We start from the raw sequence: 24,651 nt of genomic DNA on the forward strand, positions 1-24,651 counted from the left end.
GCACGAGCACTCACCAGGAGCGGCGCATGGACGCACAGGATGTCCAGAACGACCTCACCCACGTCCTCATGTCCCGCGAGGACGTGCAGGACACGATCACGGACCTGGCCCGCCAGATCGACCGCGACTACGCGGACAAGGACCTGCTCATCGTCGCCGTGCTCAAGGGCGCCGTGATGGTGGTCGCCGACCTCACCCGCGCCCTGCACTCCCACGTGGAGCTGGACTTCATGGCGGTCTCCTCCTACGGCTCCGGCACCAAGTCCTCCGGCGTGGTGCGCATCCTCAAGGACCTCGACGCGGACCTCACGGGCCGGCACGTCCTGATCGTCGAGGACATCATCGACTCCGGCCTGACCCTGTCCTGGCTCAAGGCCAACCTGGAGTCCCGCGGCCCGGCCTCGGTCGAGATCTGCACCCTGCTGCGCAAGCCGGAGGCCATGAAGGTGGACATCGACGTGAAGTACGTCGGGCGGGACATCCCCAACGAGTTCGTGGTGGGCTACGGCCTGGACTACGCGGAGAAGTACCGCAACCTGGACTTCGTGGGCACCCTCGCCCCGCACGTGTACAGCTGACCGGGGGCCCGGCCCGGCGTGGCCGCCGCAGCAGCGACCTGTCACGTGAGCGGTCGCTCTGAGGTGCCATTCACGCCCCATTCCGACTCCTTGCGTGACAGGTCGCCGGCGTCCCCGAGGTGACGGCGCACCTCCACGATCACGCGCGTGAATCCGCGGCGAGCGTCGGAGGAGGACACGGTGATGTTCCGGTAGCCCCGTCGCTCGAAGGCCGCGTTGCGCTGCACGTCGCGGTCGATCTGGCGATCCGCGCCGTGGTGGCCGCCGTCGTAGTGCAGGGCCACTCTCGCCTGCCGATAGCCCAGGTCCGCCGTCGCGGGGTGGTGCAGGGAGAACTCCGGGTCCCAGACCTCGAGCTGCAGTGCGGGCTCGGGGAGCCCGGCGGCCCTCAGCGCGAGCCGCAGCCGCGTCTCCTTCGGCGAGTGCGCCCCCACCCGGACCAGTGTGGCGGTGGTGCGGAGCCGTCGTCGTCGGTTGTGCGCGGACGGGCTCGCTTCGGCCGCCTGGGCCAGGGCCGCCCGGGTCCGCTCGGCGGCGTCCGGGCCGCCGGACAGCTGCGCCCGGCGGACGAGATGGTCGCCGAGGATGACGAGCTCGTCGTCGTCGAGCAGGGCCGAGAGGTCGACCCAGAGACGGGGCGGGGCGGTGACGTACCAGGCCAGGCCGCCGATCCGCACGCGCTCCACGTCCGCGGGCGGGAGCGCTGTTCGGTGGGAGGTGACGCCGGGGAGGGAGAGCTGGCCACGGTCTCGCGGGCGGCTCACGTGGACGTCGTCCCCCGCGTCCAGTCGCTCCGGCAGCCAGATCTCCCGGGCGCGGGCCGCGGTCTGGTGCGACACCACCGTGGTGGCGCGGTGCCGGGCGAGTCGCAGCAGGAGCTCGTGTTGGGTGGCCGAGAGCGGGGTGCTCCACCGGTAGGGGGAGGAGCCGGCCACGGGGCGTTCGACGGCGGCCGGGGTGGCCTCACGCCGGCGGTAGAGGCCCCGGGCGAGGCGTTCGATGTCGGAGCGACGCAGCCGGTTGCGGTCGATGCCGGCGGCCCTCGCCTGCGCGGCGGTGAAGGGACCGTCAGGCAAGGCCGCGGGAAGCGGGGCGGGGCGACGCATGGTGCCAGCCTGGCGCGGTGGGGCGGGCGATGTGCTGGGCCGCCGCCGGCCCGGGGAGGATTTCGGGTGCGCGGGGGCCTGTGCAGGAGGGGACACAGGGGCGCGACCGCAGCGCCGGCGACCTGTCACGCGAGCGGTCGCTCCGAGGCGCCATCCACGCGCCATTCCGACCTCTCGCATTCCCGGTGGGCGTCAAGACGGCGCTGGCCGACGTCGGCGCCGGCCGACCGCCCGCGCCCTGTCCACCTGACGCGAACAGTCAGCGGACACCCGGGCCGGGCCGGTACCGTGGGGGCTTGACCCGGGCGCGACGTCGGCCCTGCGCCGTCCCCGGCCGCACGGCGGCCGCCCCGGGCAGCCCGGCCCCCGCGGCAGACCAGGAGACACTCGGACCGTGAAGAAGCTGTTCAACAAGCCCTACGTCTGGATCCTGCTGGGCCTGCTGGTCCTCGCCGTCGCGATCCCGCTGACCACGTCGCAGAGCGGCCGCACCATGGTGGACACCAACGTGGGCATGGCCCTGCTGAAGGACGACAAGGCCGCGCAGGCCCGCGTGGTGGACGGGGACCAGCGCGTGGACCTCACCCTGCGTGAGCCCTACAAGCAGGACGACCGGGACCTCGGCAAGGAGGTCTACTTCTACTTCGCCAGCGCGCGCGCCACGGACGTGGTCACCGCGGTGGACGACTCGGCCCTGGACGGCTACACGGACGAGCCGGTGCGGAGCAACTGGTTCCTCTCGCTGCTCGGCTTCATGGTCCCGTTCCTGCTCATCGCACTGCTGTTCTGGTTCCTGATGTCCCGCATGCAGGGCGGCGGCGGCAAGGTCATGCAGTTCGGCAAGTCCCGCGCCAAGCTGATCAACAAGGACAACCCGGACGTGCTGTTCAAGGACGTCGCGGGCGCGGACGAGGCCGTGGAGGAGCTCCAGGAGATCAAGGAGTTCCTCACCGTGCCGGACCGCTTCCGCGCGGTGGGCGCCAAGATCCCCAAGGGCGTGCTGCTCTACGGCCCGCCCGGCACGGGCAAGACCCTCCTGGCCAAGGCCGTGGCCGGTGAGGCCGGCGTGCCGTTCTACTCGATCTCCGGCTCGGACTTCGTGGAGATGTTCGTGGGCGTCGGCGCCTCGCGCGTGCGCGACCTCTTCGAGCAGGCCAAGTCCAACGCCCCCGCCATCATCTTCGTGGACGAGATCGACGCCGTCGGCCGGCACCGCGGCGCAGGCATCGGCGGCGGCAACGACGAGCGCGAGCAGACCCTGAACCAGATGCTCGTGGAGATGGACGGCTTCGACGCCTCCACGAACGTCATCATGATCGCCGCGACCAACCGCCCGGACGTCCTGGACCCGGCGCTGCTGCGCCCGGGCCGCTTCGACCGCCAGATCCCCGTGGACGCCCCGGACCTCGAGGGCCGCGCCAAGATCCTCGAGGTGCACGCGCAGGGCAAGCCGATCGCCCTGGACGTGGACCTGCGCTCCCTGGCCAAGCGCACCCCCGGCTACACGGGTGCGGACCTGGCCAACGTGATCAACGAGGCCGCGCTGCTCACGGCGCGCTCGAACAACAACGTGATCGACAACCACGCCCTGGACGAGGCCGTGGACCGCGTGATGGCCGGCCCGCAGAAGCGCACCCGCCTGATGAACGAGCACGAGCGCAAGGTCACCGCCTACCACGAGGGCGGCCACGCGCTCGTGGCGGCCGGGCTGCGCAACTCCGCCCCGGTCACCAAGATCACGATCCTGCCCCGCGGCCGCGCCCTGGGCTACACGATGGTGGTCCCGGAGGACGACAAGTACTCCGTCACCCGCAACGAGCTCCTGGACCAGCTCGCGTACGCGATGGGCGGGCGCGTGGCGGAGGAGATCGTGTTCAAGGACCCGTCCACGGGCGCCGCGAACGACATCCAGAAGGCCACGGACACGGCCCGCAAGATGGTCACCGAGTACGGCATGTCCGCCAAGGTGGGCGCGGTCAAGCTCGGCGGCGGCAGCTCCGAGCCCTTCGTGGGCGGCGCCGCCGGCGGCTCCTCCCGTGAGTACTCCGAGGAGCTCGCGTACCTGGTGGACGCCGAGGTCCGCACCCTGCTGGACCAGGCCCACGCCGAGGCCCACTGGGTGCTCACGGAGAACCGGGACGTCCTGGACCGGCTGGCCTACGAGCTGCTGGAGAAGGAGACGCTGACCCAGGAGGCCATCGCCGCCATCTTCGCGGACGTGCGCAAGCGGCCCGAGCGCGGCGTGTGGCTGGCCTCGGACGACCGGCTCCCGCAGGACATCCCGCCGGTCCTCTCCCCCTCCGAGCGCCGCTCGCGCCACGACGGCGGGGAGCAGACCCCCGTCGGCGTCGAGGGCACCACGGTGCCGGTGCGTCCGGAGGGTGCGCCGCCGTCGTCGCTGGGCGGGGACGCGGCCGGCCCCGGCCTGCCGCCGCACGGCGGTCCGAGCAACACGCCGGGCCCCGGCGAGGGACCGACCTTTTGACCGCGCAGGAGGCCCGCATGACAGCCCACACCCCCGACGACGCCGTCCCCGGCACGTTCGACCCGGACTCGACCGCGGTGGACCGGCCGCGCATCGAGGCGGCGGTGCGGGAGATCCTGCTGGCGATCGGTGAGGACCCGGACCGCGAGGGCCTGGCGGACACCCCGGCGCGGGTGGCCAAGGCGTACGCGGAGTTCTTCGCGGGCCTGCACCAGAGCCCGGACCAGGTGCTCGGCACCACGTTCGACATCGCGCACGAGGAGCTCGTGCTGGTGAAGGACATCCCGTTCTACTCGACCTGCGAGCACCACCTGGTGCCGTTCCACGGCACCGCGCACATCGGCTACATACCCTCCGCCGAGGGCCGCGTGACGGGGCTGTCCAAGCTGGCCCGTCTCGTGGAGCTGTACGCGCGGCGTCCGCAGGTGCAGGAGCGGCTGACCACGCAGGTGGTGGAGGCGCTCATGGAGCACCTGGCCCCGCGCGGGGCGATCGTGGTGGTGGAGGCCGAGCACATGTGCATGTCCATGCGCGGCGTGCGCAAGCCGGGCGCGAAGACCGTCACCTCGGCGGTGCGCGGCCAGCTGCGGGATCCGTCCACGCGCTCGGAGGCGATGAGCCTCATCATGCACGGCTGAGGACCACCGACGGCGGAGGAGGACACGTGGACGAGAGCATCGACGCGGCGGCGCGGGAGGCGAACCGCGCCCTGCTGGGGCGGCTGCCCGCGGACCGGACCCTGGTCATGGGCATCCTCAACGTCACCCCTGACTCGTTCTCGGACGGCGGGGAGCACGCCACCGTCCGCGCGGCCGTCGAGCACGCCCGGCGCATGGTCGCGGACGGCGCGGACATCGTGGACGTGGGCGGGGAGTCCACCCGCCCCGGGGCCCGCGCCGTGCCGCCGGCCGAGGAGCAGGAGCGCATCCTGCCCGTGATCGAGGCGCTGCTGGCCGAGGACGTCGTCCTCTCCGTGGACACGCGCCACACCGCCACCGCCCGGGCTGCCCTGGCGCTGGGGCCGGTGATCGTCAACGACGTCTCCGGCCTCGCCCACGAGCCGGATATGCCGGCGCTGATCGCCACGTCGGGCGCGCCGTACATCCTCATGCACAACCGCGGGAACCCGCAGACCATGGACGGGCTGGCCGTCTACGAGGACACCGTCCCGGACGTCGTGTGCGAGCTGCGGGACGTGGCCGGCCGCTTCCTCGCCGCGGGCGTCGAGCCCGCGCAGCTGATCGTCGACCCGGGCCTGGGCTTCGCGAAGGCCGGCGAGCAGAACTGGGAGCTGCTGCGCGGCCTCGAGTGGCTCCGCGCCATGGGCCACCCGGTGCTCGTCGCCGCCTCGCGCAAGCGGTTCCTGGGCACGCTGCTGGCGGACGACGACGGCACCCCGGCCCCGCCCGCCGCGCGCGACGCCGCCACCGCGGCCATCTCCGCCCTCGCCGCCGCCCAGGGCGCGTGGGGCGTGCGCGTGCACGACGTGCGCGCCAGCGCCGACGCCGTCCGCACCGCCGCCGCCTGGGTCGGGGCGCATGCCCCGGGTGAGCCCGTCTCCGAGGACGTGCTGCCGTGAGCGCCCGGGACCGCATCCGCCTGGCCGGGCTGTCCGCCGTCGGGCACCACGGGGTCTTCGACCACGAGCGCCGGGACGGGCAGCCGTTCGTCACGGACGTCGTCCTCCACCTCGACGCCGGCCCCGCCGCGGCCGGCGACGACCTCGCCCGCACCGCCAACTACGCCGAGGTCGCGGACACGGTGGTCCGCCTGGTCACCGGGGAGCCGGTGGACCTGATCGAGACCCTCGCCGACCGGATCGCCCGCGCCGTCCTCGCCGAGCAGCCCGTGGTGACCGCCGTCGAGGTCACCGTGCACAAGCCGCAGGCGCCCATCCCGCACGACTTCGCGGACGCCGCCGTCACCGTGCACCGCACCCGGGAGGATCTCGCGTGAGCACCGTCGACTGGACGCACCCGGCCGAGGGCCCCGCGCCCGTCCCCGAGCTGGGCGCCCGCCCGGACGCGCCCGTCGCGGCCGTGCTGGCCCTCGGCGCCAACCTGCGCGAGCCCGCGCAGACGCTCGACGCCGCCGTCGCCGCCCTGTCCGCGCTGCCGCACATCACGGACGTCCGGGCTTCGCCCCGGGCCGTCACCGCGCCCGTGGGCGGGCCGCCGGGCCAACCCGACTACCTCAACCAGGTGGTCACCCTGCGCACGGACCTCGCGCCGTGGGAGCTGCTCGCGGTGGCGCACCGGCTCGAGCAGGACCACCATCGGCGGCGTGAGGTTCGCTGGGGCGCGCGCACCCTGGACGTGGACGTGATCGCCTACGGGGACGTGCGCAGCGACCACCCGGACCTCACCCTGCCGCACCCCCGCGCGGCCGAGCGGGCCTTCGTGCTGCTGCCGTGGCTGTGGCTCGACGCGGACGCCACGCTCGCCGGCACGCCCGTCGCCGACCTCGCCGCCGTCGCCGCGGACGCCCCCGGGGTGCGCCGCCAGGAGCCCGAGCGGCACCGGCTGCTGGCCGGCACCGACGACGTCGTCCCGCTCCGCCCGGCATGCCCGGACGCCCTCGGGAGGGAGGACACGTGATCGCGCTGCGCTCCGGGTGGACCCTGCTCGTGGTGCTGGCGGCCGCCGTGCTCGGCTGGCTGGCCGGGCTCGCCGCGCCGTCCCTGGGCTGGCCGGCGCCCGTGGTGGGTCGCGGCGGCCTGATCACCGTGGCCGCGGTCTCCGTGCTGTGCATCGGGCTGGGCTGGCGGGTGCGCCGGGACCGGGAGAAGCCCGCCGCCGCGCGGATGGACCCGCTCGCCGCGGCCCGCACGCTCGTGCTCGGCCAGGCCTCCGGCTTCGCGGGAGCGGCCCTCGGCGGCTGGCACGCCGGTGTGGCGGTGCAGGTGCTGCTGCGGGCCGGCGTCGGGGCGCCGACCGTGCGGGAGGCCGCCCTGCAGGCCGCCGGCGGTCTCGTCCTGCTGGTGGTGGGGCTGATCGTCGAACGGTGGTGCCGGATCCCCCCTGAGGAGGATGCGCCCGAGGGCGGCCGTGGGCAGGATGGGTCCCCGGGCCGCGGCCGACCGGCCCGTCCCGAGACCGAAGGAGGGTATGCCCGTGCCCGGCATTGACCTGAGCGGCGTGGCCTTCACGCCGGCCTCGCCGCGGCTGACCACGGTGAATCTCATCGCCACGTCCATCGGCCACCTGATCTGGCTCGCCGCGTTCTCCGTGCCGCTGATCCTCAAGCTCACCGGCCCGTGGGCGGGGATGGCCGCGTGGGTCGCGTGGGGGCTGCCGGCCGTCGTCGTCGTGTCCTGGATCGTGGACCTGATCCTGATCCCGCGGCGCGTGCGCGCGATGGGCTGGGCCGAGCGCGAGGACGACGTCCTGTGGCGCGAGGGCATCCTGTTCCGCAGCGTGCACGCGGTGCCGTACGGCCGCCTGCAGTACGTGGACGTGTCGGACGGTCCGCTGCTGCGCCGGGTCGGGCTGCAGACCCTCACCCTGAAGACCGCCGCCGCGGGCGGGGACGTCACCCTGGAGGGCGTGCCCCGCGAGAGGGCCGAGGAGCTGCGCGAAGTCCTCATGGCGCGCGGCCAGGCGCGGCTGGCGGGCCTGTGAGCGCGGCCGCCCCGCCCCCCGCCGACGACGCCGGCTGGGTCCGCGTCCACCCCGCCTCGCCCTGGGTGCGGGGCTGGACCTTCCTGCTGCTGATCCTGTTCTTCGCGGGCCGCAACGCGGTGGAGGACTTCGCGGCGGGCCGGCTCAGCGGGGAGGACGCCCCGGGCGGCGGCGACGGCAGCCTGCTCGTGGCCGGCGGCATCCTGCTGGGGGTCACCCTGCTGATCAGCCTCGTGTTCTTCTTCTCCTGGTGGTTCACCCGGTTCCGCTGCGGGGAGGACCGGATCGAGCTGCGCCAGGGCTGGCTCTTCCGCAGCCGCCGGCAGATGCGCTACGACCGCATCCAGGCGGTGGACCTGCAGCACCCCCTCGTGGCCCGGCTGCTCGGGCTGGCCACAGTGAAGGTCGAGGCGGCCGACGGCGGCGAGTCCGCGCTCGAGCTGTCCTTCCTGCGCCGCGCCGAGGCCGAAGCGGTGCGCCGGGAGATCCTGGACCGCGCGTCGGGGATGCTCGGGGGAGCCGGGGCGGACGCGTCCGCGCCGGAGCGGGCGGCCGAGCCCGGCCTCCCCGACGCCGACGCCGCGGACGCCGGCGAACTCATGCTGCAGGTGCCCGCGGGGCGGCTCCTCGGCTCCGTCCTGCTCTCCGGAGGCGTGCTGGGGGTGCTGGCCGGGTCCCTGATCTGGCTGGCCGGCCTCGCCCTCGTGGTCGCGCTGCTGCCCGAGGCGGTGCTGGACGAGGGGGAGACCCTGACCGGGATCGGCGCGGCTGCGTCCCTGCCCGCCCTGTTCTCCGTGGCCGGCGTCGCGTGGTCCCGGTTGAACGCCGGCTGGGGCTTCCAGGTGCGCCGCTCCACCGACGGGCTGCGACTGCGGCACGGGCTCACCGAGACCACCCACCAGACCGTCCCGCCGGGGCGGGTGCAGGGGGTGACCGTCTCCCAGCCTCTGTTCTGGCGGCCCTTCGGCTGGTATCGGGTGACCATGGCGGTGGCCGGCTACCTGCAGGAGTCCGACGGCACCCGGGACGTGGCGCTGCCCGTCGGTCCGTGGGAGGACGTGCTCCGCGTCCTCACGGTCGTGGCCCCGGACCCGGGCCTGGAGGATGATCCGCGCGCCGCGCAGGGGCTGACCCCCGCGGGGCTCATGCACCTGGGCGTGCACGGCTCCGGCACGGAGGGGGGCTTCCAGCACGTGCCGCGGCGCGGCAGGTGGTGGTTCAACTGGTTCGCCTGGCGGCGGATCGGCTTCACGACGACGCGGTCCCTGCTGGTGGTGCGCAGCGGCTGGTTGAACCGCCGGCTGCAGACCCTCCAGCACGAGCGCGTGCAGGCGGCCGAGCTGGTGCAGGGGCCGGTGCAGCGGCGCCTGGGCCTGGCCACGGTGCGCGTGTGGGTCGCGGGGGCGAACGCCGTGGTCCGCGACCTCGACGAGGACGTGGCCGTGGACCTGTACGCCCGGGAGGCACGGCACGCGGCCGTCTCACGTCGCCTCGCCGACCGCGACCAGTGGATGCGCCCGGAGGAGCTGGCCCGCTTCGAGCAGCGCACGCGCGAGGTCGCGGCCACCGAGGTGGGCCGCCGCGAACTGGCGCGGGCCGGCGTCGGCGGCGGCGTCGTCGTCGGGGAGGAGAGCGGGGCAGACGTCCCCGCCGTGCGCGGCGAGGAGGAGCGATGACCGGCGGACTCGACCTGAGCCTGGACCCGCATGACCCGGCGCAGCGGCCCGGGCGGCTGGGCGTCGGCGTGGTGAGCGCGGGTCGAGTGGGGGCCGTGCTGGGCTCGGCGCTGCGGGCTGCGGGCCACACGATCACGGGCGTGCACGCCGTCTCCGAGGCCTCGCGGGACCGCGCGGAGATGCTCCTGCCGGGCGTGCCCGTCCTGGAGATCCCCGAGATCCTGCGCCGCTCCGAGATGGTCGTCTTCGCCGTCCCGGACGACGCGCTGGGCGAGCTCGTGGCCGGCCTGGCCGCCGCGGGCCACGTGCAGACCGGCCACCTGCTCGTGCACACCTCCGGCCGCTACGGGGTGGGGGTGATGGAGCCGGTGCGCGCGCACGGGGCGATCCCCCTGGCGATCCACCCGGCCATGACGTTCACGGGGCTGAGCCTCGACGTCGCCCGGCTGCAGGACTGCGTGTTCGGCGTGACCGCGGACCCCGTGGTGCTGCCCGTGGCCCAGGCGCTCGTGGTGGAGATGGGCGGCGAGCCCGTGGTCGTGAAGGAGGCCGACCGGGCGGCCTACCACCTGGCGCTGTCCCACGGGTCGAACCACCTGGTGACGCTGACGGCGCAGGCCCGCCAGATCCTGGAGACGATCGGGGTGGCCGACCCGGAGCGGGTGCTGCGCTCACTGATGACCGCCGCGCTGGAGAACGCGCTCACGGACGGCGACGGCGCCCTCACCGGCCCCGTGGCCCGCGGTGACGTCGACACGCTGCGGACCCACCGTGAGACCCTCGGGGAGCTCGAGGCCGGGGGACTGCCCCCGGACGTGCGGGCCGTGTGGGAGACCCTCGCCCGCGCGACGACCGACCGCGCCGAGACCCGCGGCACCCTGCGCGCGGACACGGCGGCGCGGCTGCGAGAGGTCCTCGACGACTCCGACGACCCCCACGACGACTGACCGACCCCCCGCCGCCCCCGCCCCCCGCTTTCGTTCGGGAAACGGCGGGTCCCGGACCGTTTTCGTTCGGGAAACGGCGGGTCCGGGGCCGCGCCCCGGCCGTCAGAGGCGGCCGTCGCGGATCGCGGCGACGACGCCGTCTGCTGCGTCCTCGATCTGCCGGTACATCTCCTCGAACTGCGGCCGCGGATACCCGTACGGATCGGGGACCTCGCGCACCCCGGCGCTGTCCGCATCCGACGCGAACTCGCCCATCAGGTGGATCCGGTCCCGCTGCTCGTCCGTGGTCGCGAGCCGCCGCGCGTCGGCGAGGTTGGCCTCGTCCATCACGAGGATCAGGTCGGCGTCGTCCACGAGGTCGGCGGACAGCTGCACCCCCACCGTCGGGAACTCGTAGCCCAGTTCGCCGCCGACCTCGCGGGTGAGGTGATGCGGCCGGGCGCCCACGTGCTCGTCGGACGTGCCGGCGGAGGTGACCTCGACGTCGTCGAGACCGGCCTCCGCGAGCTTGCGGTTCAGCACGGCCTCGGCGGCGGGCGAGCGGCAGATGTTCCCCAGGCAGACGGTCATGATGCGCATGGGGCCAGTGTCTCAAGTCCGGTCGGGGGCGGCGGACGACGACGGCCCGCACGCTCGCCTCGTCGCTGGCGGCACGACATCGGGCGCGTCCACGAGTGCTCCCGCTGGGGGATCGCAGGCCTCCGGCGGTGTGTCCCCCCGGTTCCTCGCCGTTTCTCGAACGAAAGCGCGGCCGGCGCCGCCCGTTCCGGCGACGGCGGCGCCCGACGCGCCTGGCAGGATGGAGGCCATGACCGACCAGCCCGAGATGAGCCCCCTGACCGAGCCCGAGCGGGAGTGGGTGCGCGTCCGTCGCGACTTCGCCGCGCAGGAGGGCGTGGACCACCTGGACCTGGACGCGGTCGCCGCGTACTACGACGCCGTGCTGGCCCGCTCGCAGGCGGAGGCCGACGAGCTGGACCCCGAGGAGCTGGCGGTGCTGCTGGACGTCGTCGCGGTGCTGCTCGGCGAGCACCTGGGCGCGCGCCACGGCATGCAGTGGGTGACGGTCGCGGACGAGGAGGGGCCCGCCCTCGCGCTGCGGGACACCCTCTCGGACGCCGTCGTCTTCCCGCAGCCGGTGGTCGGCCAGAGCTGGAACGACCAGGCCACGGGGGAGTGGATGGGCGGGTACGTCGACTGGCTCGGCGAGCAGCTCCAGCAGATCCGGGCCGACGCCGGCGCGCTGCCCGGCGCCTGAGGCGCGGCGGGCACCGGGGCGGCCCGCCGTCGAGGCCACCACCCCGCCGCCCTCCGTGTTGCCCGGATCACGTGCAGGCCGATAGAAACGAACGCATGACCTCCACCCCGGACACCCCGGACAACACCCCCGCCACCCCCTTCCACGACCTCGACGCCTTCACCGCCCTGCCGCGCGTCGCCGGTCTCACCCTCAGCCCGGACGGCGCCCGCCTGGTGACCACCGTCGCCACCCGGGACGCGAAGGGCACCGGCTACGCCACCGCCCTCTGGGAGGTCGACCCCGCGGGCGAGCGCCCCGCCCACCGCCTGACCCGCTCCCGCGAGGGCGAGGCCGGCGCGCAGTTCGCCGCGGACGGCACCCTCTTCTTCACCTCCGCCCGTCCCGACCCCGCCGACGCCGAGGCCGAGAAGCGCAACGCCCTGTGGGCCCTGCCGGCCCGGGGCGGCGAGGCGCGCGTGGTGCTCTCCCGCCCGGGCGGCGTCGCCGCGGTCACGTGCGCCTCCGCGGCGGACCGCGTGGTCGTCACGGCGGACCGGCTGCTCGGTGCGACCACCGAGGCCGAGCACGCGGCCCTCGCGCAGACCCGCAGGGACGCCGGCGTGGACGCCATCCTGCACACCGGCTACCCCATCCGCTTCTGGGACCACGACCTCGGCCCCGCCCGCCCCGAGCTCTTCGTCCTCGAGCCCGGCCCGGACCCGCAGGGCGAGCCCGCCACCGACGCCGACGTCGCCGAGCCCGGCCCCGCCGCCTCCGGCCTGGCTCCCGAGGCCGACGACGTGGCGCACCACCTGCGCCACGTCTCCGGATTCCCGCGCTCCCACGCGTTCGGGATCGGCGCGCAGGTGGCCCCGGACGGCTCGTTCCTGCTCACCACGGCCGCCACCGCCGAGGCTCGCGGCAACGTGCGCGAGGGCACGGTGGTGCGCGTGGACCTGGCCACGGGCGAGCACCGCGTCCTGCACGACGTCCCCGGTGAGGACGTGGCCGTCGGCCCCGTCAGCCATGACGGCACGCGCGCCGTCGTCGTCCGCACCCCCGACTCCACCCCGCATTCCGCCGTGCACCCGCGCCTGTACGTGATGGACACGGCCACGGGCCAGACCACGCCCCTGGCCCACGGCTGGGACCGCTGGGCCGACGTCGTCGCGTGGCTGCCGGACGACTCCGCGGTGATCGCGCTCGCGGACTCGGAGGGTCGCCGCCCGGTGTTCCGCATCGAGGTGGCCACCGGCGCCGTCGCGCAGGTGACCCGGGAGGACGAGGCGTGGACCGACGTCGTGCTCTCCCCGGACGGGGCCACGGCCTACGGCGTCCGCTCCTCCTACCTGTTCCCGCCGGAGGTGGCGCGGATCGACCTGGCCACGGGCGAGGCCACGCGCTTGCCGAACCCCGTGGAGCGCCCCGCGATCCCGGGCACCCTCGAGGACGTGGAGACCGTCGCCGAGGACGGCACGCGCGTGCGCGGCTGGCTCGTGCTCCCCGAGGGGGAGGCGCCGGCCGGCGGTCACCCGCTGCTACTGTGGATCCACGGCGGGCCGCTGGGCTCGTGGAACGCGTGGAGCTGGCGCTGGACGCCGTGGGTCATGGCGGCGCGCGGCTACGCGGTGCTGATGCCGGACCCGGCGCTGTCCACGGGCTACGGCCAGGACTTCATCGAACGCGGCTGGGGCCGCTGGGGTCAGGCGCCCTACACGGACCTGATGGCGCTCACGGACGCCGTCGTGGCGCGTGAGGACGTCGACGGCGACCGCACCGCCGCCATGGGCGGCTCGTTCGGCGGCTACATGGCGAACTGGGTGGCCGGGCACACCGATCGGTTCCGGTGCGTGGTCACGCACGCCTCGCTGTGGGCGCTGGACGGCTTCGGCCCGACGACGGACGCCGCGTTCTACTGGGCCCGCGAGATGGACGAGCAAATGCAGCAGGAGAACTCTCCGCACCGGTTCGTGGGGGAGATCGTCTCTCCGATGCTCGTCATCCACGGCGACAAGGACTACCGCGTGCCGATCGGCGAGGGGCTGCGCCTGTGGTCGGACCTGCTGGCGAAGTCCGGGCGGCCGGCCGCCGCGGACGGCACCACCGACCACCGGTTCCTCTACTTCCCGCACGAGAACCACTGGATCCTCGCCCCGCAGCACGCGAGGGTCTGGTACGAGGTCGTCCTCGGCTTCCTGGGCGAGCACGTCCTCGGCGACGGCACCCCGTCGGCCCCGGAGACGCTGGGACTGACGCGGCCGTCGCCGACGGCGGGCTGAGCCGCCGGGCCCGGCGCCGCGCATCGTGACGGGCGGTTGAACCTCTCCGATCAGCCGCCCGTCACCGGCTGTTCACCGGACGGGCCGGCTGTGGCCGGAGGGGGGCCACCCGGCCGACACCCGGATCTGGCCCACTGGAGCGGTCATCCCCCTCCCGGAAAGGACCGTTCCATGACCTCCGTCCGTCGTCACGCCGCCCGCGGCCTCGTGGCCCTCGCCGCCGCCGTCGCCGTCAGCGCCCCGCTGGCCGCCCCGGCCGCCGCCGCCCCCGCCGCACCGACGACCCCGGCCGCCGCGCAGTCCGTCACGGGCAAGCCCGTAGTGCGCCCCGACGTCGTGGGTCACCGTGGTGCCTCCGGCTACCGCCCCGAGCACACCCTGGCCGCCTACGAGCTGGCCGCCGCCCAGGGCGCGGATGTGATCGAGCCGGACCTGGTCTCCACCAAGGACGGCGTGCTCGTGGTCCGCCACGAGAACCTGATCGACGGCACCACGGACGTCGCCCAGCGGCCCGAGTTCGCGGACCGCAAGACCACCAAGGTCGTCGACGGCGTGGCCCTCACCGGCTGGTTCACCGAGGACTTCACCCTCGCCGAGCTCAAGACCCTGCGCGCCAAGGAGCGCCTGCCGCAGGTCCGCCCCGAGTCCGCGTCCTACGACGGCCGGTACCAGGTGCCCACCTTCGAGGAGGTGCTCGAGCTGCGGGAGCGCCTCTCTGCCCGGTACGGCCGCGAGATCGGCGTCATCCCCGAGATCAAGCACCCCACCTACTTCGACTCCATCGGCCTGTCCATGGAGGAGCGCGTCGTCGAGCTGCTCGACGAGTACGGCCTGAACAAGCGCAACGCCCCCGCCACCGTGCAGTCCTTCGAGCTCGCCAACCTGCGCGATCTCAACGAGAACCTCGGCCTCAAGGCCGAGACGGTGTTCCTCTCCAGCGTCACCGGCGCGCCCTATGACTCCGTGGCCGCCGGCGACGGGCTCCGCGACTACGACTTCTACGAGACCGCCGCGGGCATGCGCGAGGTCCGCGCGGCCGGCGTCGACACGCTCGGCCCGGCCTTCGCGCAGATCATCACCAAGGAGAAGGACGGCTCGATGGGCGAGGAGACCGCGTTCGTCTCCCTCGCCCACCGCGCGGGCCTTGAGGTGGTGCCGTACACCTTCCGCGCCGAGAACCAGTTCCTCTACACGGAGTTCCGCTCCTCCACGGACCCGAACGCGCGGGGCGACATGGTCGGCATGATCCAGCCGTTCCTCGACGCCGGCATCGACGGCTTCTTCACCGACCACCCCGACCTCGGCGTGCAGGCCGTGGACACCTGGATGCAGGGCAAGAAGGAGCACCCGGGCCGGGGCGTCGGCAAGACCGCCCAGCGGGGCCTGAAGGTGCGCTGACCCCGTCCCGACCGGAGACGATCCCGGCGGACCCGAGGTCTTCCGGCACGTCCGTCGCGGTGCTTACCTTGGCCCTCAGGACCGGTGGACCCGGTGACGTGGACGGCCAGAAGGGCTGGCCATGAGGGGCCGCCGACCCGGACGAAGGAAGGCACAGCATGACGACGAACACGCCGAAGAACGCCCACGGCTCCTCAGCCGAGGGCCGTGACGCCAAGGACCAGGCGAAGGACAAGGCCCAGCAGGCCGCGGGCGAGGCCCAGGGCCAGGCGAAGGCCGTGGCCCAGGACGCCAAGGACAAGGCCCAGGACCTCGCGGCCACCGCCAAGCACGAGGCCGGCCAGGTGAAGGACGAGGCCGCTGACCAGGTGCAGTCGCTGGTCGGCTCCGCCCAGGAGCAGGTCGGCGCGCAGGTGCAGACCCAGCAGGAGCGGTTCGCGGGCCAGGTGCGCAGCTACACCGACGACCTGCACCGCGTGGTCTCCGGTGAGCAGCCGCAGACCGACCTGGTGCGCCAGGGCGTCGCCTCGGTGGCGGACCGTGCCGAGGCCCTGACGCAGCGCCTGGAGACCGCTTCCCCGCAGGACCTGCTGCAGGACGTGCGCGGCTTCGCCGCTCGCCGTCCGGGCACGTTCCTGGCCCTCGCCCTGGGCGCCGGGCTGGTGGCCGGTCGACTGACGCGCGGCATCCGCGACGCCGCCCAGCCCGACTCCGCCGCCTCCACCTCGCCGCGCCGTCACACGACCCGTCCGGACGCGGTGCACGCGGACGTGACCCCGCACCACCTGGACTCGCAGGCCCCGGCCTACTCGAGCGATTCGCTCTCCCAGGCCGACGGCCGCGTCGCGGACGGCGCCGGGCCCCGCCGCGCGGCCGGCGTCGGGGACACCCCGTATGGCACGCAGGCGCCGGTCCAGCAGGGCCTGACCGCCGAGCGGCCGTTCGACCAGACCCGGCCCGGGGGTGACGCATGAGCACCGCCCACGAACCGTTCCGCGACGCGACGCCGCACTCCGGCGCGCACACCCCGCCGCCCACGCAGGCGGAGTTCCGTGCCGAGCACGAGAGCCTCGGCGAGATGTTCCAGAGCCTGTCGGCCAAGCTGTCGACGCTGGTCAGCCAGGAGATCGCCCTGGCCAAGGCCGAGGCCACCGAGTCCGCGAAGAAGGCCGGCAAGGGGGCAGGCCTGCTGGCCGGCGCCGCCGTCGGCGGCTTCTTCCTGCTGATGTTCCTGTCCCTGGCCCTGATGCACCTGCTCGACGTATTCCTGCCGATCGGCTGGGCCGCGTTGATCGTGGCCGTGCTGTGGGGCGTCGTCGCGGCCGTGCTGGCCGTACAGGGCAAGAAGGACATCGAGAAGATCAAGGGTCTGCCGCAGACCCAGGAGACGCTTCAGGAGATCCCCGAGACCCTGAACCCCGCGAAGGAGACGCGATGACCACGAGCAACAACCCCGACGAGATCCGCGCCGACATCGAGCGCACGCGCCGCGAGCTCGGCCAGGACGTGGACGCCCTCGCCGAGAAGGTGAGCCCCACGAAGGCCGTGTCCCGGCAGACCAACCGCATCAAGGACGGCTTCATCCACGCGAAGGAGAACATCATGGGCTCCCCGGAGCAGCACCGCCACGAGCCCTCGCTGGGCGATCGCGCCCACGCGGTGGTCGACGACGCCCGGGCCTCCGCGTATGACGCGGCCGGCCAGGCCCAGGACCGCCTGGGCGACGCCGGCGACCGGGTGTCCGAGTGGGCCGACGACGCCCAGCACGCCCTGCACCAGGCCCCGGCTCAGCTGCGCGGCCGCACCGCGGGCAACCCGTTGGCCGCCGGGCTGATCGCCTTCGGTGCCGGCCTGCTGCTCAGCTCGCTGATCCCCGCCTCACGCGCGGAGCAGCGCGCCGCGGAGGGCCTCAAGGACCAGGCCGCCCCGCTGGTGGACGAGGCCAAGCAGGCCGCCCAGCAGCTGCGCGAGGACCTCGAGCCCGCCGCCCGCGAGGCCGCCGGGAGCGTGAAGGAGTCGGCCGCCGAGGCCGCTTCCCACCTCAAGGAGCAGGGCACGGACACGGCGCAGGGCCTCAAGGCGGAGTCCCAGGACGCCGCCCGCCAGGTGAAGGACACCGCGAAGGACGCCTGAGCCCGACTCGAGCACGACGCCGGCCGGTCCCGTTGACGGGACCGGCCGGCGTCGCGCGTGGCGGGGCCGAATCCGGCCCGCGGCTCAGGCCTTGGACCAGATGCGCGTGGTGAGGCGGAAGTCCTCCCCGAGGCCCCGTGCCTAGACTCGGAGGGTGACCCCTCTCGACCGCGTCCCCGACCAGCGCCCCGTCCCCGCCGGCACCGGCCTGACCCTCGAGGACGCCCTCCCCGCTCCCGTGACGCCCGAGGCTGACGGCGTCTCCGCGCGCCCGCGTCTGGCCCGGACCGTCGCCGAGATGCGCTCCGCTCTCCGTGAGCTCGTCGCCCACGCCACGGACGACGGCGACGCCGAGCCCGTCACCGTCGGCCTGGTCCCCACGATGGGCGCCCTCCACGGCGGCCACGCGGCCCTGGTGCGGCGGGCCCGCGCCGAGAACGACGTCGTCGCGGTCAGCATCTTCGTGAACCCGCTCCAGTTCGGCGATCCGGCCGACCTGGAGCACTACCCGCGCACCCTGGACGCGGACCTGGACCTGCTGGCGGCGGCGGGCGCCGACGTGGTGTTCGCCCCGGACGTGCAGGAGATGTACCCGGGCTACCCGGACGCGCCGATCGTCACCGTCTCCGCCGGCCGCATGGGGGAGGTCCTCGAGGGCGCCTCCCGCCCGGGCCACTTCGACGGCGTGGCCACCGTCGTGGCGAAGCTGTGGAACATCGTGCGCCCGGCGGTGCCGGTCCTGCGCAGCTACTTCGGCCAGAAGGACGCGCAGCAGCTCACCGTCCTGCGCCGCCTGGCCACGGACCTGGACATCGACGTCGACGTCCGCGCCGTGCCCATCGTCCGCTCGCCCGAGGGCCTCGCGCTCTCCAGCCGCAACACCCGCCTGGACGCCGCGGGCCTGGAACACGCGCTCGTCCTCAGCCGCGCCCTGCGCTCCCTGGCCGACGCCGCGGCGGCCGGTGAGCCCGTCGACGTCCAGGCCGCTCGCCGGATGGTCGAGGACGAGCCGGGCGTCGAGCTGGACCACCTCGTGGTGGTGGACCGGGACACCTTCGCCGAGCTCGGTCCGGAGCTGCTGTGCCAGCCGCTGCGCCGCGAGGCCCTCGCCCTCGTGGCCGCGCACGTGCCGCCCGTCCGGTTGATCGACACCATGGTGCTGCCCGCCGCGGGGCCGCTGCCGTGACCCCGGAGCGTCTCGCCGCCGCCTTCGACGGCCCCTCGCCCGCGCTCGCCGCGACGCTGCTGGGGTGCCGGCTGACCGTCGTCGCCCCGGACGGCGCCGTCACCGTGCGGCTGACCGAGACCGAGGCGTACGGGAACGCGGGCGCGGACCCCGGCGCCCACTCGTTCCGCGGTCGCACCGAGCGCAATGCCGCGCTGTTCGGGCCGCCGCGGCGTACGTATGTGTACCTGAACTACGGCATCCACCGCTGCCTGAACCTGGTGGGCCACCCCGAGGGGGAGGCCGGCGGTGTGCTGCTGCGTGCGGCCGAGGTGCTCGCGGGAGGGGACCTCGCGGTGGCCCGCCGTGGCCGGGACACCGGCCTCAAGCTGCTCTCCGGCCCGGGGAACCTCGGCCAGGGCCTCGGCATCACCCTGGAGATGGGCCACGCGCCCGTGGAGATCGTCGCCGCGCCGCCGGAGGTGGCCGACGACGGCGGCACCCCGGCCCGCCTCGCCGCGCCGGCCGCGCCCGCCCGCTTCCTCCTGGCCCCGCCCGCGCCCCGCGATCCGGCCGAGCCGCCGATCGAGGTCGTGACGGGCCCGCGCGTCGGCGTCTCGGGGGAGGGCGGCTCCGTGCGCTTCCCGTGGCGGTTCAGCGTGGCCGGCCACCGCAGCGTGTCCGCGTTCCGGCGTGGGCGCAACGTGCCGGACTGAGCCCCAGACCTTGTCGGCCGCCCCGGCCCCGTGCCTAGGTTGATCCCATGACCGAGATGAACAAGACCGCCCACGGCGAGACCCAGCAGACCGTCACCCGGACCATCGACGCGTCCGCCAAGGACGTGTTCGACTTCCTGACCCTGCCCGCGAACCACGCGAAGTTCGACGGCTCGGGCATGGTGCAGTCGGACGACAAGACCCAGCGCATCCAGAAGGTCGGCGACGTGTTCACCATGAACATGCACGCGGAGCACATGGGTGGCGACTACCAGACGGACAACCACGTGGTCGCCTACGACCCGAACAAGCTGGTCGGCTGGAAGACCGCCCCCGCCGGCACCGAGCCCAAGGGCTGGCAGTGGGTCTACCGGCTCGAGGACAACGGCTCCGGCAGCACGGACGTGTCCCTCACCTACGACTGGACCGACGTGACCGACCCGGAGCTGCTGGAGAAGAACCTCTTCCCGATGGTCTCCGAGGAGCAGATGGAGGAGTCGCTCGCGAAGCTGGCCGCCGAGGTCGGCTGAGCCCCCGCCTCCCGACGGCGGCCCCCGGGCCGGCCGTCCCCACGACGACGGGCACGCACCCGACCAGGGTGCGTGCCCGTCGTCGTGTCCGGTGTCACGGCTAGAGTGCCGTGCGAGACCGTCCCACCCCCCACGTCCAGGAGGATCCGCCGTGACCGCCACCGCCGAGCCCCGCGTCCCGTCGCCGCGCGAGGACCTGTACCGCCACGTCAACGCCGGGTGGCTGGACACCCACGAGATCCCCGCGGACCAGGGCGCCTACGGCGCGTTCCTCGAGCTGCGGGACGCGGCCGAGCTCGCCGTCCGGCACCTGTGCGAGGACGCCGTGCGCGAGGTCGGCGCGGGCTTCGACCCCGCCCAGGCGCGCGTGCAGGCCACGGCCGCGGCCGGCGCGCACCGGGACGCCCCGCTCGCGCCGCTGGATGCGGAGGACACGGAGGGCATGGAGCATCCGGAGCTCAAGCGCCGGATCGCCGCGCTGTACGCCTCCTTCATGGACGACGAGACCGTGGAGGCCCGCGGCCTCGAGCCGATCGCCTCGGACCTGGCGGCGGTGGCCACCGTGACCACCCCTGCGGAGCTGCTCACCCTCTCCGGGCGACTGCAGCGTCAGGGCGTCTCCGGCCTCATCAACACCGGCGCACTCAACGACGCCGGGAACCCGGACCGCATGCTCCTGCACCTGCTCCAGGGCGGCCTGGGCCTGCCGGACGAGTCCTACTACCGGGACGAGGCCTACGCCGAGATCCTCGCGCAGTACACCGAGCACACCGGCCGCCTGCTGACGCTGGCCGGGATCGGCGCGGACCGGGACGAGGCCGCCGCGCTGGGCGTCCGGGTGGTGGAGCTGGAGAAGCGCATCGCCGCCCTGCACTGGGACCTGGTCCGCAGCCGGGACGCCGTGGCCCGCTACAACCCCATGACCCACGACCGGCTGACGGAGCTCTTCCCCCTGGCCGACGCGTGGCTCGAGGGCGTGGACGCCGCCGGCGAGCGCGCCGCGGAGGTCGTGGTGTGGCAGCCGGACTTCCTCTCCGGTGTGCAGGGGCTGCTCGAGGGACCCGAGGCCGCCGACCTCGAGGACTGGCGTCACTGGCTGATCCTGCAGGTGCTGCGCTCCTTCGCCGGCTTCCTGCCGGACGCGTTCGTGCAGGAGAACTTCTCCTTCTACGGCCGCCGCCTGGCCGGCACCGAGGAGGTCCGCCCCCGCTGGAAGCGCGCGGTCGCGTTCGTCAACGGGGCGGCCGGCGAGGACGTGGCGCAGCTCTACGTGGCCCGCCATTTCCCGCAGGGCCACGTGGCCGCGATGGACGAGCTCGTGGGCCTGCTCCAGGAGGCCTATCGCCGGTCCATCGAGGAGCTCGAGTGGATGGGCGAGGAGACCCGTCAGCGGGCGCTCGAGAAGCTGGCGATGTTCCGCCCCATGGTGGGCTACCCCTCGAAGTGGCTGGACTACTCCGCCCTCGAGGTCCACGCCGGCGACCTGCTGGGCAACGCCCGCTCATCCTCGGAGCTCGAGTGGGAGCGGGACCTGCGCAAGATCGCGGACGGGCCGGACCCGGAGGAGTGGCACATCACGCCGCAGACGGTGAACGCGTACTACTCCCCGCTCGAGAACGCGATCGTCTTCCCGGCCGCCATTTTGCAGCCCCCGTTCTTCGACCCCGAGGCCTCGATGGCCGCGAACCTGGGGGCGATCGGCGCCGTGATCGGCCACGAGATCGGCCACGGCTTCGACGACCAGGGCTCGCGGTACGACGGCGCCGGTCGGCTCGAGGACTGGTGGACCGAGGAGGACCGCGCGGCGTTCACCGAGCGCACCTCCCGGCTGGTGGCCCAGTACAACGCGCTCTCCCCGGCCGAGGCCCCGGACCACCGCGTCAACGGCGAGTTCACCCTGGGGGAGAACATCGGCGACCTCGGCGGCCTGGGCATCGCCCACCGCGCCTTGGAGATCTGGCGGGACGAGGGCGACGGCGCCTCCCTCGACGCCGCGGCGGGGGACCGCGAGTTCTTCACCGCCTGGGCCACCGTGTGGCGTCAGCTCACGCGACCGGAGGCCATGGTCACCCGCATCGCCTCGGACCCGCACTCGCCCAACGAGTTCCGCTGCAACCAGGTGGTCAAGAACATCGACGCCTTCCACGAGGCGTTCGGCACGCGCGAGGGGGATCCCATGTGGCTGGCCCCGGAGGAGCGCGTCACCATCTGGTGATCCCGCCCGCCGGCCGGGCCCGCGGGTCCGGCCGGCGGCTCACTCGGACTCGGCGGGGTCCTGCATCCGGGTCTGACGCTCGGCGGCCAGCCGGTCCAGCAGGCGCGTCAGCGTCCGGATGTCCTCGCGGTCCCAGCGCGCCAGGTCGTCGCGCAGCCCGCGACCCGCCGGGCCGCCGCGCACCGCGTCGAGGCGGGCGAGCCCCTCGGGGCTGGCGCTCAGGAGGGCGGAGCGGCGGTCCCGCGGGTCCGGCTCTCGGGTGATCAGCCCGGCGGCCTCGAGGTCGCGGACCATGCGGGAGACCTGGGCGCGGTCCACCAGCAGGCCCTCGGCCACGGCCGAGGGCGTCATGGTCCCCTCGTTGGCCAGCATCATGAACGCCTTCATCGCCCCGACGGACAGGGCCGGGCTGAGGGCCGCCGCGTAGCGGACCATCACCTGGCGGTGCTGCAGGACCAGACGCGAGAACGCCTGCTCGAGCCCCTGGACGGCGGCCTCGAAGCCCGCGTCGTCGCCGCCTCTGCCCGGGTCCGGGGCGCCGTCAGCCACGGCGGGCCCGGACCAGCGCGGTGACGACGGCCGCCAGCAGGGCCGTCCCCGCCACGGCCAGCGCCGCGGGGACGACGGGCCGGCCGGCCACCGGCGACGCCGTCGCCGGGCGCTCGGCCGCCACCGCCCGGGACTCCTCCGGGTCCTCGGCCGGATGCTGCCCCTGCGCCGCGGTCACCACGGGGATCGGACCGGTCGCGGGCAGCGTCTGCATGGCCTCGGCCGTGGAGTGGGTGGCCAGGTCGGCGCGGGTGGCGTGGAGGCGCTCGGAGGTGGTCATGCGGCCCAGCGGGATGTTCGGCAGGAACAGGATCGCGATCAGCGCGACGATCGCGAGCGGCACGCCCACGAGGAACGCGTGGGAGATGCCGGTGGCGTAGACGTCCTCGAAGATCGAGCGCAGGCCGTCGGGCATCTCCGCCACGCGTGGCAGGGTGCTGGACTGCAGGCTCTCGGACCACTCGGCGGCGTCCGGGCCCAGGCTGCGCAGGGCCGCGGCGAGGTCCGCGCGGCGCTCCTCGATGCGGTCCGGGACCACGTTGGAGACCACGGCGCCCATCACGGCGACACCGATGCTGCCGCCCAGGGTGCGGAAGAAGGTGACGCCGGAGCTGGCGACGCCCATCTGCCGCGGGTCGGTGGTGTTCTGCACCACGAGCACGAGGTTCTGCATGGTCATGCCGACGCCGGCACCGAGCAGGAACATGTAGAGGGACACCAGCCAGAAGGAGGTGTCGTAGTGCAGGGTGCCGAGCAGGGCGGTGCCGGCGATCAGCAGGACGGCGCCGATCACGAGCCAGCGCTTCCACACGCCGGTGCGGGTGATGAGGCCGCCGATCACCGTGGAGGACACGAGCAGGCCGAGGATCATCGGGATGGTCATGAGGCCGGCCTGGGTCGGCGCCGCGCCGCGGGCCAGCTGCATGTACTGGGCCAGGTAGACGGAGGAGCCGAACATGGCCAGGCCCGTGGCGATCGAGGCGATCGTCGCGAGGGTGAAGGTGCGGTCGCGGAAGAGGGTGAGCGGGATGAGCGGCTCGGCGACGCGCAGCTCGGTCACGACGAACAGGACGGTGGCGACGGCGGCGCCGCCGAGCATCCACGCGGTGGTGGTGCTGGCCCAGTCGAAGTCGCGACCGGCGCTGGTGACCCAGATCAGCAGCAGCGCGGTGGCCGCGGTCAGGAACACGATGCCGAGGTAGTCGATGGACACCTTCTGGCGCTCGCGGTGCGGAAGGTGGAGGGTGCGCTGCACCATCACCAGGGCGACGACAGCGAAGGGCACCGCCACGAAGAAGTTCCAGCGCCAGCCCCACAGGTCGGTGATCACGCCGCCGGCGAGCGGGCCGCCCACCGTGGCCACGGCCATCACGGCGCCGAACAGGCCCATGTAGCGGCCGCGCTCACGCGGGCTGATGATGTCCGCCATGATCACCTGGCTGAGCGCGACGAGGCCGCCGCCGCCCAGGCCCTGCACGGTGCGGCAGACGATCAGGAAGGTCGGATCGTGGGTGAACCCGGCCGCCGCGGAGGCGGCGACGAAGATCGCCAGGGCGACCTGGAAGAGGACCTTGCGGTTGACGAGGTCGGCCAGCTTGCCCCAGATCGGGGTGGCGATGGCCGTGGCGAGCAGGGCCGAGGTGATGACCCAGGTGTAGGCGGTCTGGTCGCCGCCGATGTCGTGGATGATCACCGGCATCGAGGTCGAGACCACCGTGTTGGCGATCATCGAGACGAACATGCCCAGCAGGAGGCCGGTCAGGGCCTGGAGCACGGAGCGGTGGCGCGCGGCGTCGGCGGCGGCGCGCTCGAGCGAGGGGGCGCCGGCCGGCGCGACGGCCTCGGGGGCGGGGGAGGTCGGGGTCATGGGGTCCTTCGGCGGGAGGGGCGGCGCGATGATTGACATGAGTCAATGATTGACGAGAGTCAATCATAAGGGGCGTCGGCCCGGGCCGCACCCGCCCTCCGCGGTTAGCCTGGTCACGCCGGACGACGCCCCGTCCTCCCCGCCCCG

At 74.1% G+C, this 24,651-nt stretch carries 24 protein-coding genes; 20 read left to right on the forward strand and 4 right to left on the reverse strand.

The genetic code is table 11. From position 1 onward, the window contains the following. The first annotated feature begins 26 nt into the window (after window positions 1–26). Complete coding sequence (gene hpt, locus G6R13_RS05170; RefSeq protein ID WP_002858265.1) at window positions 27–578, forward strand: hypoxanthine phosphoribosyltransferase; 552 nt, start codon at window positions 27–29, stop codon at window positions 576–578. Between the two features lie 41 nt (window positions 579–619). Here the strand turns inward: hpt and G6R13_RS05175 are convergent, their stop codons facing one another. Next, the gene (locus G6R13_RS05175) at window positions 620–1,684 is read right to left on the reverse strand and encodes a type IV toxin-antitoxin system AbiEi family antitoxin domain-containing protein (protein WP_123244270.1); all 1,065 of its coding nucleotides are present in this window, start codon (window positions 1,682–1,684) and stop codon (window positions 620–622) included. A 394-nt stretch (window positions 1,685–2,078) separates the two neighbouring features. On the opposite strand from G6R13_RS05175, the gene ftsH reads away from it, so the two are divergent. Genes ftsH through G6R13_RS05220 form a run of 9 tightly spaced genes read left to right on the forward strand, consistent with a single transcriptional unit; the run spans window position 2,079 to window position 10,412 of the window. Next, the gene (gene ftsH, locus G6R13_RS05180) at window positions 2,079–4,169 is read left to right on the forward strand and encodes an ATP-dependent zinc metalloprotease FtsH (protein ID WP_095353932.1); all 2,091 of its coding nucleotides are present in this window, start codon (window positions 2,079–2,081) and stop codon (window positions 4,167–4,169) included. Between the two features lie 17 nt (window positions 4,170–4,186). Continuing rightward, window positions 4,187–4,807 carry a GTP cyclohydrolase I FolE gene (gene folE, locus G6R13_RS05185; RefSeq protein ID WP_020625291.1) on the forward strand — a complete coding sequence of 207 codons (621 nt, stop codon included), beginning with the start codon at window positions 4,187–4,189 and terminating at the stop codon, window positions 4,805–4,807. A gap of 26 nt (window positions 4,808–4,833) precedes the next feature. Beyond that, window positions 4,834–5,748, forward strand: a complete 915-nt coding sequence (gene folP / locus G6R13_RS05190; protein WP_095353930.1) for a dihydropteroate synthase — start codon at window positions 4,834–4,836, stop codon at window positions 5,746–5,748. Beyond that, entirely contained in the window at window positions 5,745–6,125 is a 381-nt protein-coding gene (gene folB, locus G6R13_RS05195) for a dihydroneopterin aldolase (RefSeq protein WP_044659875.1), read from the forward strand. The genes folP and folB overlap by 4 nt, the downstream gene beginning before the upstream one ends. Beyond that, window positions 6,122–6,766 (forward strand): 2-amino-4-hydroxy-6-hydroxymethyldihydropteridine diphosphokinase, encoded by a 645-nt coding sequence (gene folK, locus G6R13_RS05200; RefSeq protein ID WP_123244271.1) that lies wholly within the window; start codon window positions 6,122–6,124, stop codon window positions 6,764–6,766. Before folB ends, folK begins: the two co-directional genes overlap by 4 nt. Beyond that, complete coding sequence (locus G6R13_RS05205; protein ID WP_123244272.1) at window positions 6,763–7,296, forward strand: DUF3180 domain-containing protein; 534 nt, start codon at window positions 6,763–6,765, stop codon at window positions 7,294–7,296. Before folK ends, G6R13_RS05205 begins: the two co-directional genes overlap by 4 nt. Further along, window positions 7,277–7,789 (forward strand): PH domain-containing protein, encoded by a 513-nt coding sequence (locus G6R13_RS05210; protein WP_061866863.1) that lies wholly within the window; start codon window positions 7,277–7,279, stop codon window positions 7,787–7,789. Before G6R13_RS05205 ends, G6R13_RS05210 begins: the two co-directional genes overlap by 20 nt. Next, window positions 7,786–9,465, forward strand: a complete 1,680-nt coding sequence (locus tag G6R13_RS05215; protein ID WP_061866862.1) for a PH domain-containing protein — start codon at window positions 7,786–7,788, stop codon at window positions 9,463–9,465. Before G6R13_RS05210 ends, G6R13_RS05215 begins: the two co-directional genes overlap by 4 nt. After that, the gene (locus tag G6R13_RS05220) at window positions 9,462–10,412 is read left to right on the forward strand and encodes a DUF2520 domain-containing protein (protein ID WP_061866861.1); all 951 of its coding nucleotides are present in this window, start codon (window positions 9,462–9,464) and stop codon (window positions 10,410–10,412) included. The genes G6R13_RS05215 and G6R13_RS05220 overlap by 4 nt, the downstream gene beginning before the upstream one ends. A gap of 102 nt (window positions 10,413–10,514) precedes the next feature. On the opposite strand, the gene G6R13_RS05225 is transcribed toward G6R13_RS05220, so the two are convergent. Then, on the reverse strand, window positions 10,515–10,991 hold the full coding sequence (locus G6R13_RS05225; RefSeq protein ID WP_061866860.1) for a low molecular weight protein-tyrosine-phosphatase: 477 nt from the start codon (window positions 10,989–10,991) through the stop codon (window positions 10,515–10,517). 229 nt (window positions 10,992–11,220) lie between these two features. Here G6R13_RS05225 and G6R13_RS05230 point away from each other — a divergent pair, with 229 nt between their 5' ends. The 10 genes from G6R13_RS05230 (at window position 11,221) to G6R13_RS05275 (ending at window position 22,088) form a co-directional block, all read left to right on the forward strand. Continuing rightward, the gene (locus tag G6R13_RS05230) at window positions 11,221–11,670 is read left to right on the forward strand and encodes a DUF3806 domain-containing protein (protein WP_061866859.1); all 450 of its coding nucleotides are present in this window, start codon (window positions 11,221–11,223) and stop codon (window positions 11,668–11,670) included. A gap of 95 nt (window positions 11,671–11,765) precedes the next feature. After that, a complete protein-coding gene (locus tag G6R13_RS05235; protein ID WP_163721158.1) occupies window positions 11,766–13,931 on the forward strand; it encodes an alpha/beta fold hydrolase in 2,166 nt (721 codons plus the stop codon). Between the two features lie 171 nt (window positions 13,932–14,102). Continuing rightward, window positions 14,103–15,329, forward strand: a complete 1,227-nt coding sequence (locus G6R13_RS05240) for a glycerophosphodiester phosphodiesterase (RefSeq protein WP_049146623.1) — start codon at window positions 14,103–14,105, stop codon at window positions 15,327–15,329. A 158-nt stretch (window positions 15,330–15,487) separates the two neighbouring features. Continuing rightward, entirely contained in the window at window positions 15,488–16,303 is an 816-nt protein-coding gene (locus G6R13_RS05245) for a hypothetical protein (RefSeq protein WP_036380841.1), read from the forward strand. After that, on the forward strand, window positions 16,300–16,767 hold the full coding sequence (locus tag G6R13_RS05250) for a phage holin family protein (RefSeq protein ID WP_036314802.1): 468 nt from the start codon (window positions 16,300–16,302) through the stop codon (window positions 16,765–16,767). The genes G6R13_RS05245 and G6R13_RS05250 overlap by 4 nt, the downstream gene beginning before the upstream one ends. Further along, complete coding sequence (locus tag G6R13_RS05255; protein ID WP_036380847.1) at window positions 16,764–17,462, forward strand: DUF3618 domain-containing protein; 699 nt, start codon at window positions 16,764–16,766, stop codon at window positions 17,460–17,462. The genes G6R13_RS05250 and G6R13_RS05255 overlap by 4 nt, the downstream gene beginning before the upstream one ends. Before the next feature lie 154 nt (window positions 17,463–17,616). Beyond that, entirely contained in the window at window positions 17,617–18,648 is a 1,032-nt protein-coding gene (gene panC, locus G6R13_RS05260; protein WP_159833626.1) for a pantoate--beta-alanine ligase, read from the forward strand. After that, window positions 18,645–19,343 (forward strand): DNA-3-methyladenine glycosylase, encoded by a 699-nt coding sequence (locus G6R13_RS05265; RefSeq protein ID WP_036314811.1) that lies wholly within the window; start codon window positions 18,645–18,647, stop codon window positions 19,341–19,343. Before panC ends, G6R13_RS05265 begins: the two co-directional genes overlap by 4 nt. 47 nt (window positions 19,344–19,390) lie before the next feature. Beyond that, window positions 19,391–19,873, forward strand: a complete 483-nt coding sequence (locus tag G6R13_RS05270; protein ID WP_036314813.1) for an SRPBCC family protein — start codon at window positions 19,391–19,393, stop codon at window positions 19,871–19,873. Between the two features lie 151 nt (window positions 19,874–20,024). Further along, a complete protein-coding gene (locus G6R13_RS05275; protein WP_159833628.1) occupies window positions 20,025–22,088 on the forward strand; it encodes a M13-type metalloendopeptidase in 2,064 nt (687 codons plus the stop codon). A 39-nt stretch (window positions 22,089–22,127) separates the two neighbouring features. On the opposite strand, the gene G6R13_RS05280 is transcribed toward G6R13_RS05275, so the two are convergent. Next, window positions 22,128–22,637, reverse strand: coding sequence for a MarR family transcriptional regulator (locus tag G6R13_RS05280; RefSeq protein WP_036314817.1), 510 nt, complete (start codon window positions 22,635–22,637; stop codon window positions 22,128–22,130). Further along, window positions 22,630–24,504, reverse strand: a complete 1,875-nt coding sequence (locus G6R13_RS05285; protein ID WP_163721160.1) for an MDR family MFS transporter — start codon at window positions 24,502–24,504, stop codon at window positions 22,630–22,632. The genes G6R13_RS05280 and G6R13_RS05285 overlap by 8 nt, the downstream gene beginning before the upstream one ends. Window positions 24,505–24,651 lie beyond the last annotated feature (147 nt).

This window comes from Micrococcus sp. Alg238-R198 (assembly GCF_900537135.1).
GTDB classification, from domain to species: Bacteria; Actinomycetota; Actinomycetes; order Actinomycetales; family Micrococcaceae; genus Micrococcus; species Micrococcus luteus.

Excerpts from the sequence above, each read along its gene's own strand:
- hpt (WP_002858265.1), top strand. The coding sequence starts at position 27 with ATGGACGCACAGGATGTCCAGAACGACCTCACCCACGTCCTCATGTCC.
- G6R13_RS05175 (WP_123244270.1), bottom strand. The coding sequence starts at position 1,684 with ATGCGTCGCCCCGCCCCGCTTCCCGCGGCCTTGCCTGACGGTCCCTTC.
- folE (WP_020625291.1), top strand. The coding sequence starts at position 4,187 with ATGACAGCCCACACCCCCGACGACGCCGTCCCCGGCACGTTCGACCCG.
- G6R13_RS05210 (WP_061866863.1), top strand. The coding sequence starts at position 7,277 with ATGCCCGTGCCCGGCATTGACCTGAGCGGCGTGGCCTTCACGCCGGCC.
- G6R13_RS05220 (WP_061866861.1), top strand. The coding sequence starts at position 9,462 with ATGACCGGCGGACTCGACCTGAGCCTGGACCCGCATGACCCGGCGCAG.
- G6R13_RS05225 (WP_061866860.1), bottom strand. The coding sequence starts at position 10,991 with ATGCGCATCATGACCGTCTGCCTGGGGAACATCTGCCGCTCGCCCGCC.
- G6R13_RS05230 (WP_061866859.1), top strand. The coding sequence starts at position 11,221 with ATGACCGACCAGCCCGAGATGAGCCCCCTGACCGAGCCCGAGCGGGAG.
- G6R13_RS05235 (WP_163721158.1), top strand. The coding sequence starts at position 11,766 with ATGACCTCCACCCCGGACACCCCGGACAACACCCCCGCCACCCCCTTC.
- G6R13_RS05240 (WP_049146623.1), top strand. The coding sequence starts at position 14,103 with ATGACCTCCGTCCGTCGTCACGCCGCCCGCGGCCTCGTGGCCCTCGCC.
- G6R13_RS05245 (WP_036380841.1), top strand. The coding sequence starts at position 15,488 with ATGACGACGAACACGCCGAAGAACGCCCACGGCTCCTCAGCCGAGGGC.
- G6R13_RS05250 (WP_036314802.1), top strand. The coding sequence starts at position 16,300 with ATGAGCACCGCCCACGAACCGTTCCGCGACGCGACGCCGCACTCCGGC.
- G6R13_RS05255 (WP_036380847.1), top strand. The coding sequence starts at position 16,764 with ATGACCACGAGCAACAACCCCGACGAGATCCGCGCCGACATCGAGCGC.
- G6R13_RS05270 (WP_036314813.1), top strand. The coding sequence starts at position 19,391 with ATGACCGAGATGAACAAGACCGCCCACGGCGAGACCCAGCAGACCGTC.
- G6R13_RS05285 (WP_163721160.1), bottom strand. The coding sequence starts at position 24,504 with ATGACCCCGACCTCCCCCGCCCCCGAGGCCGTCGCGCCGGCCGGCGCC.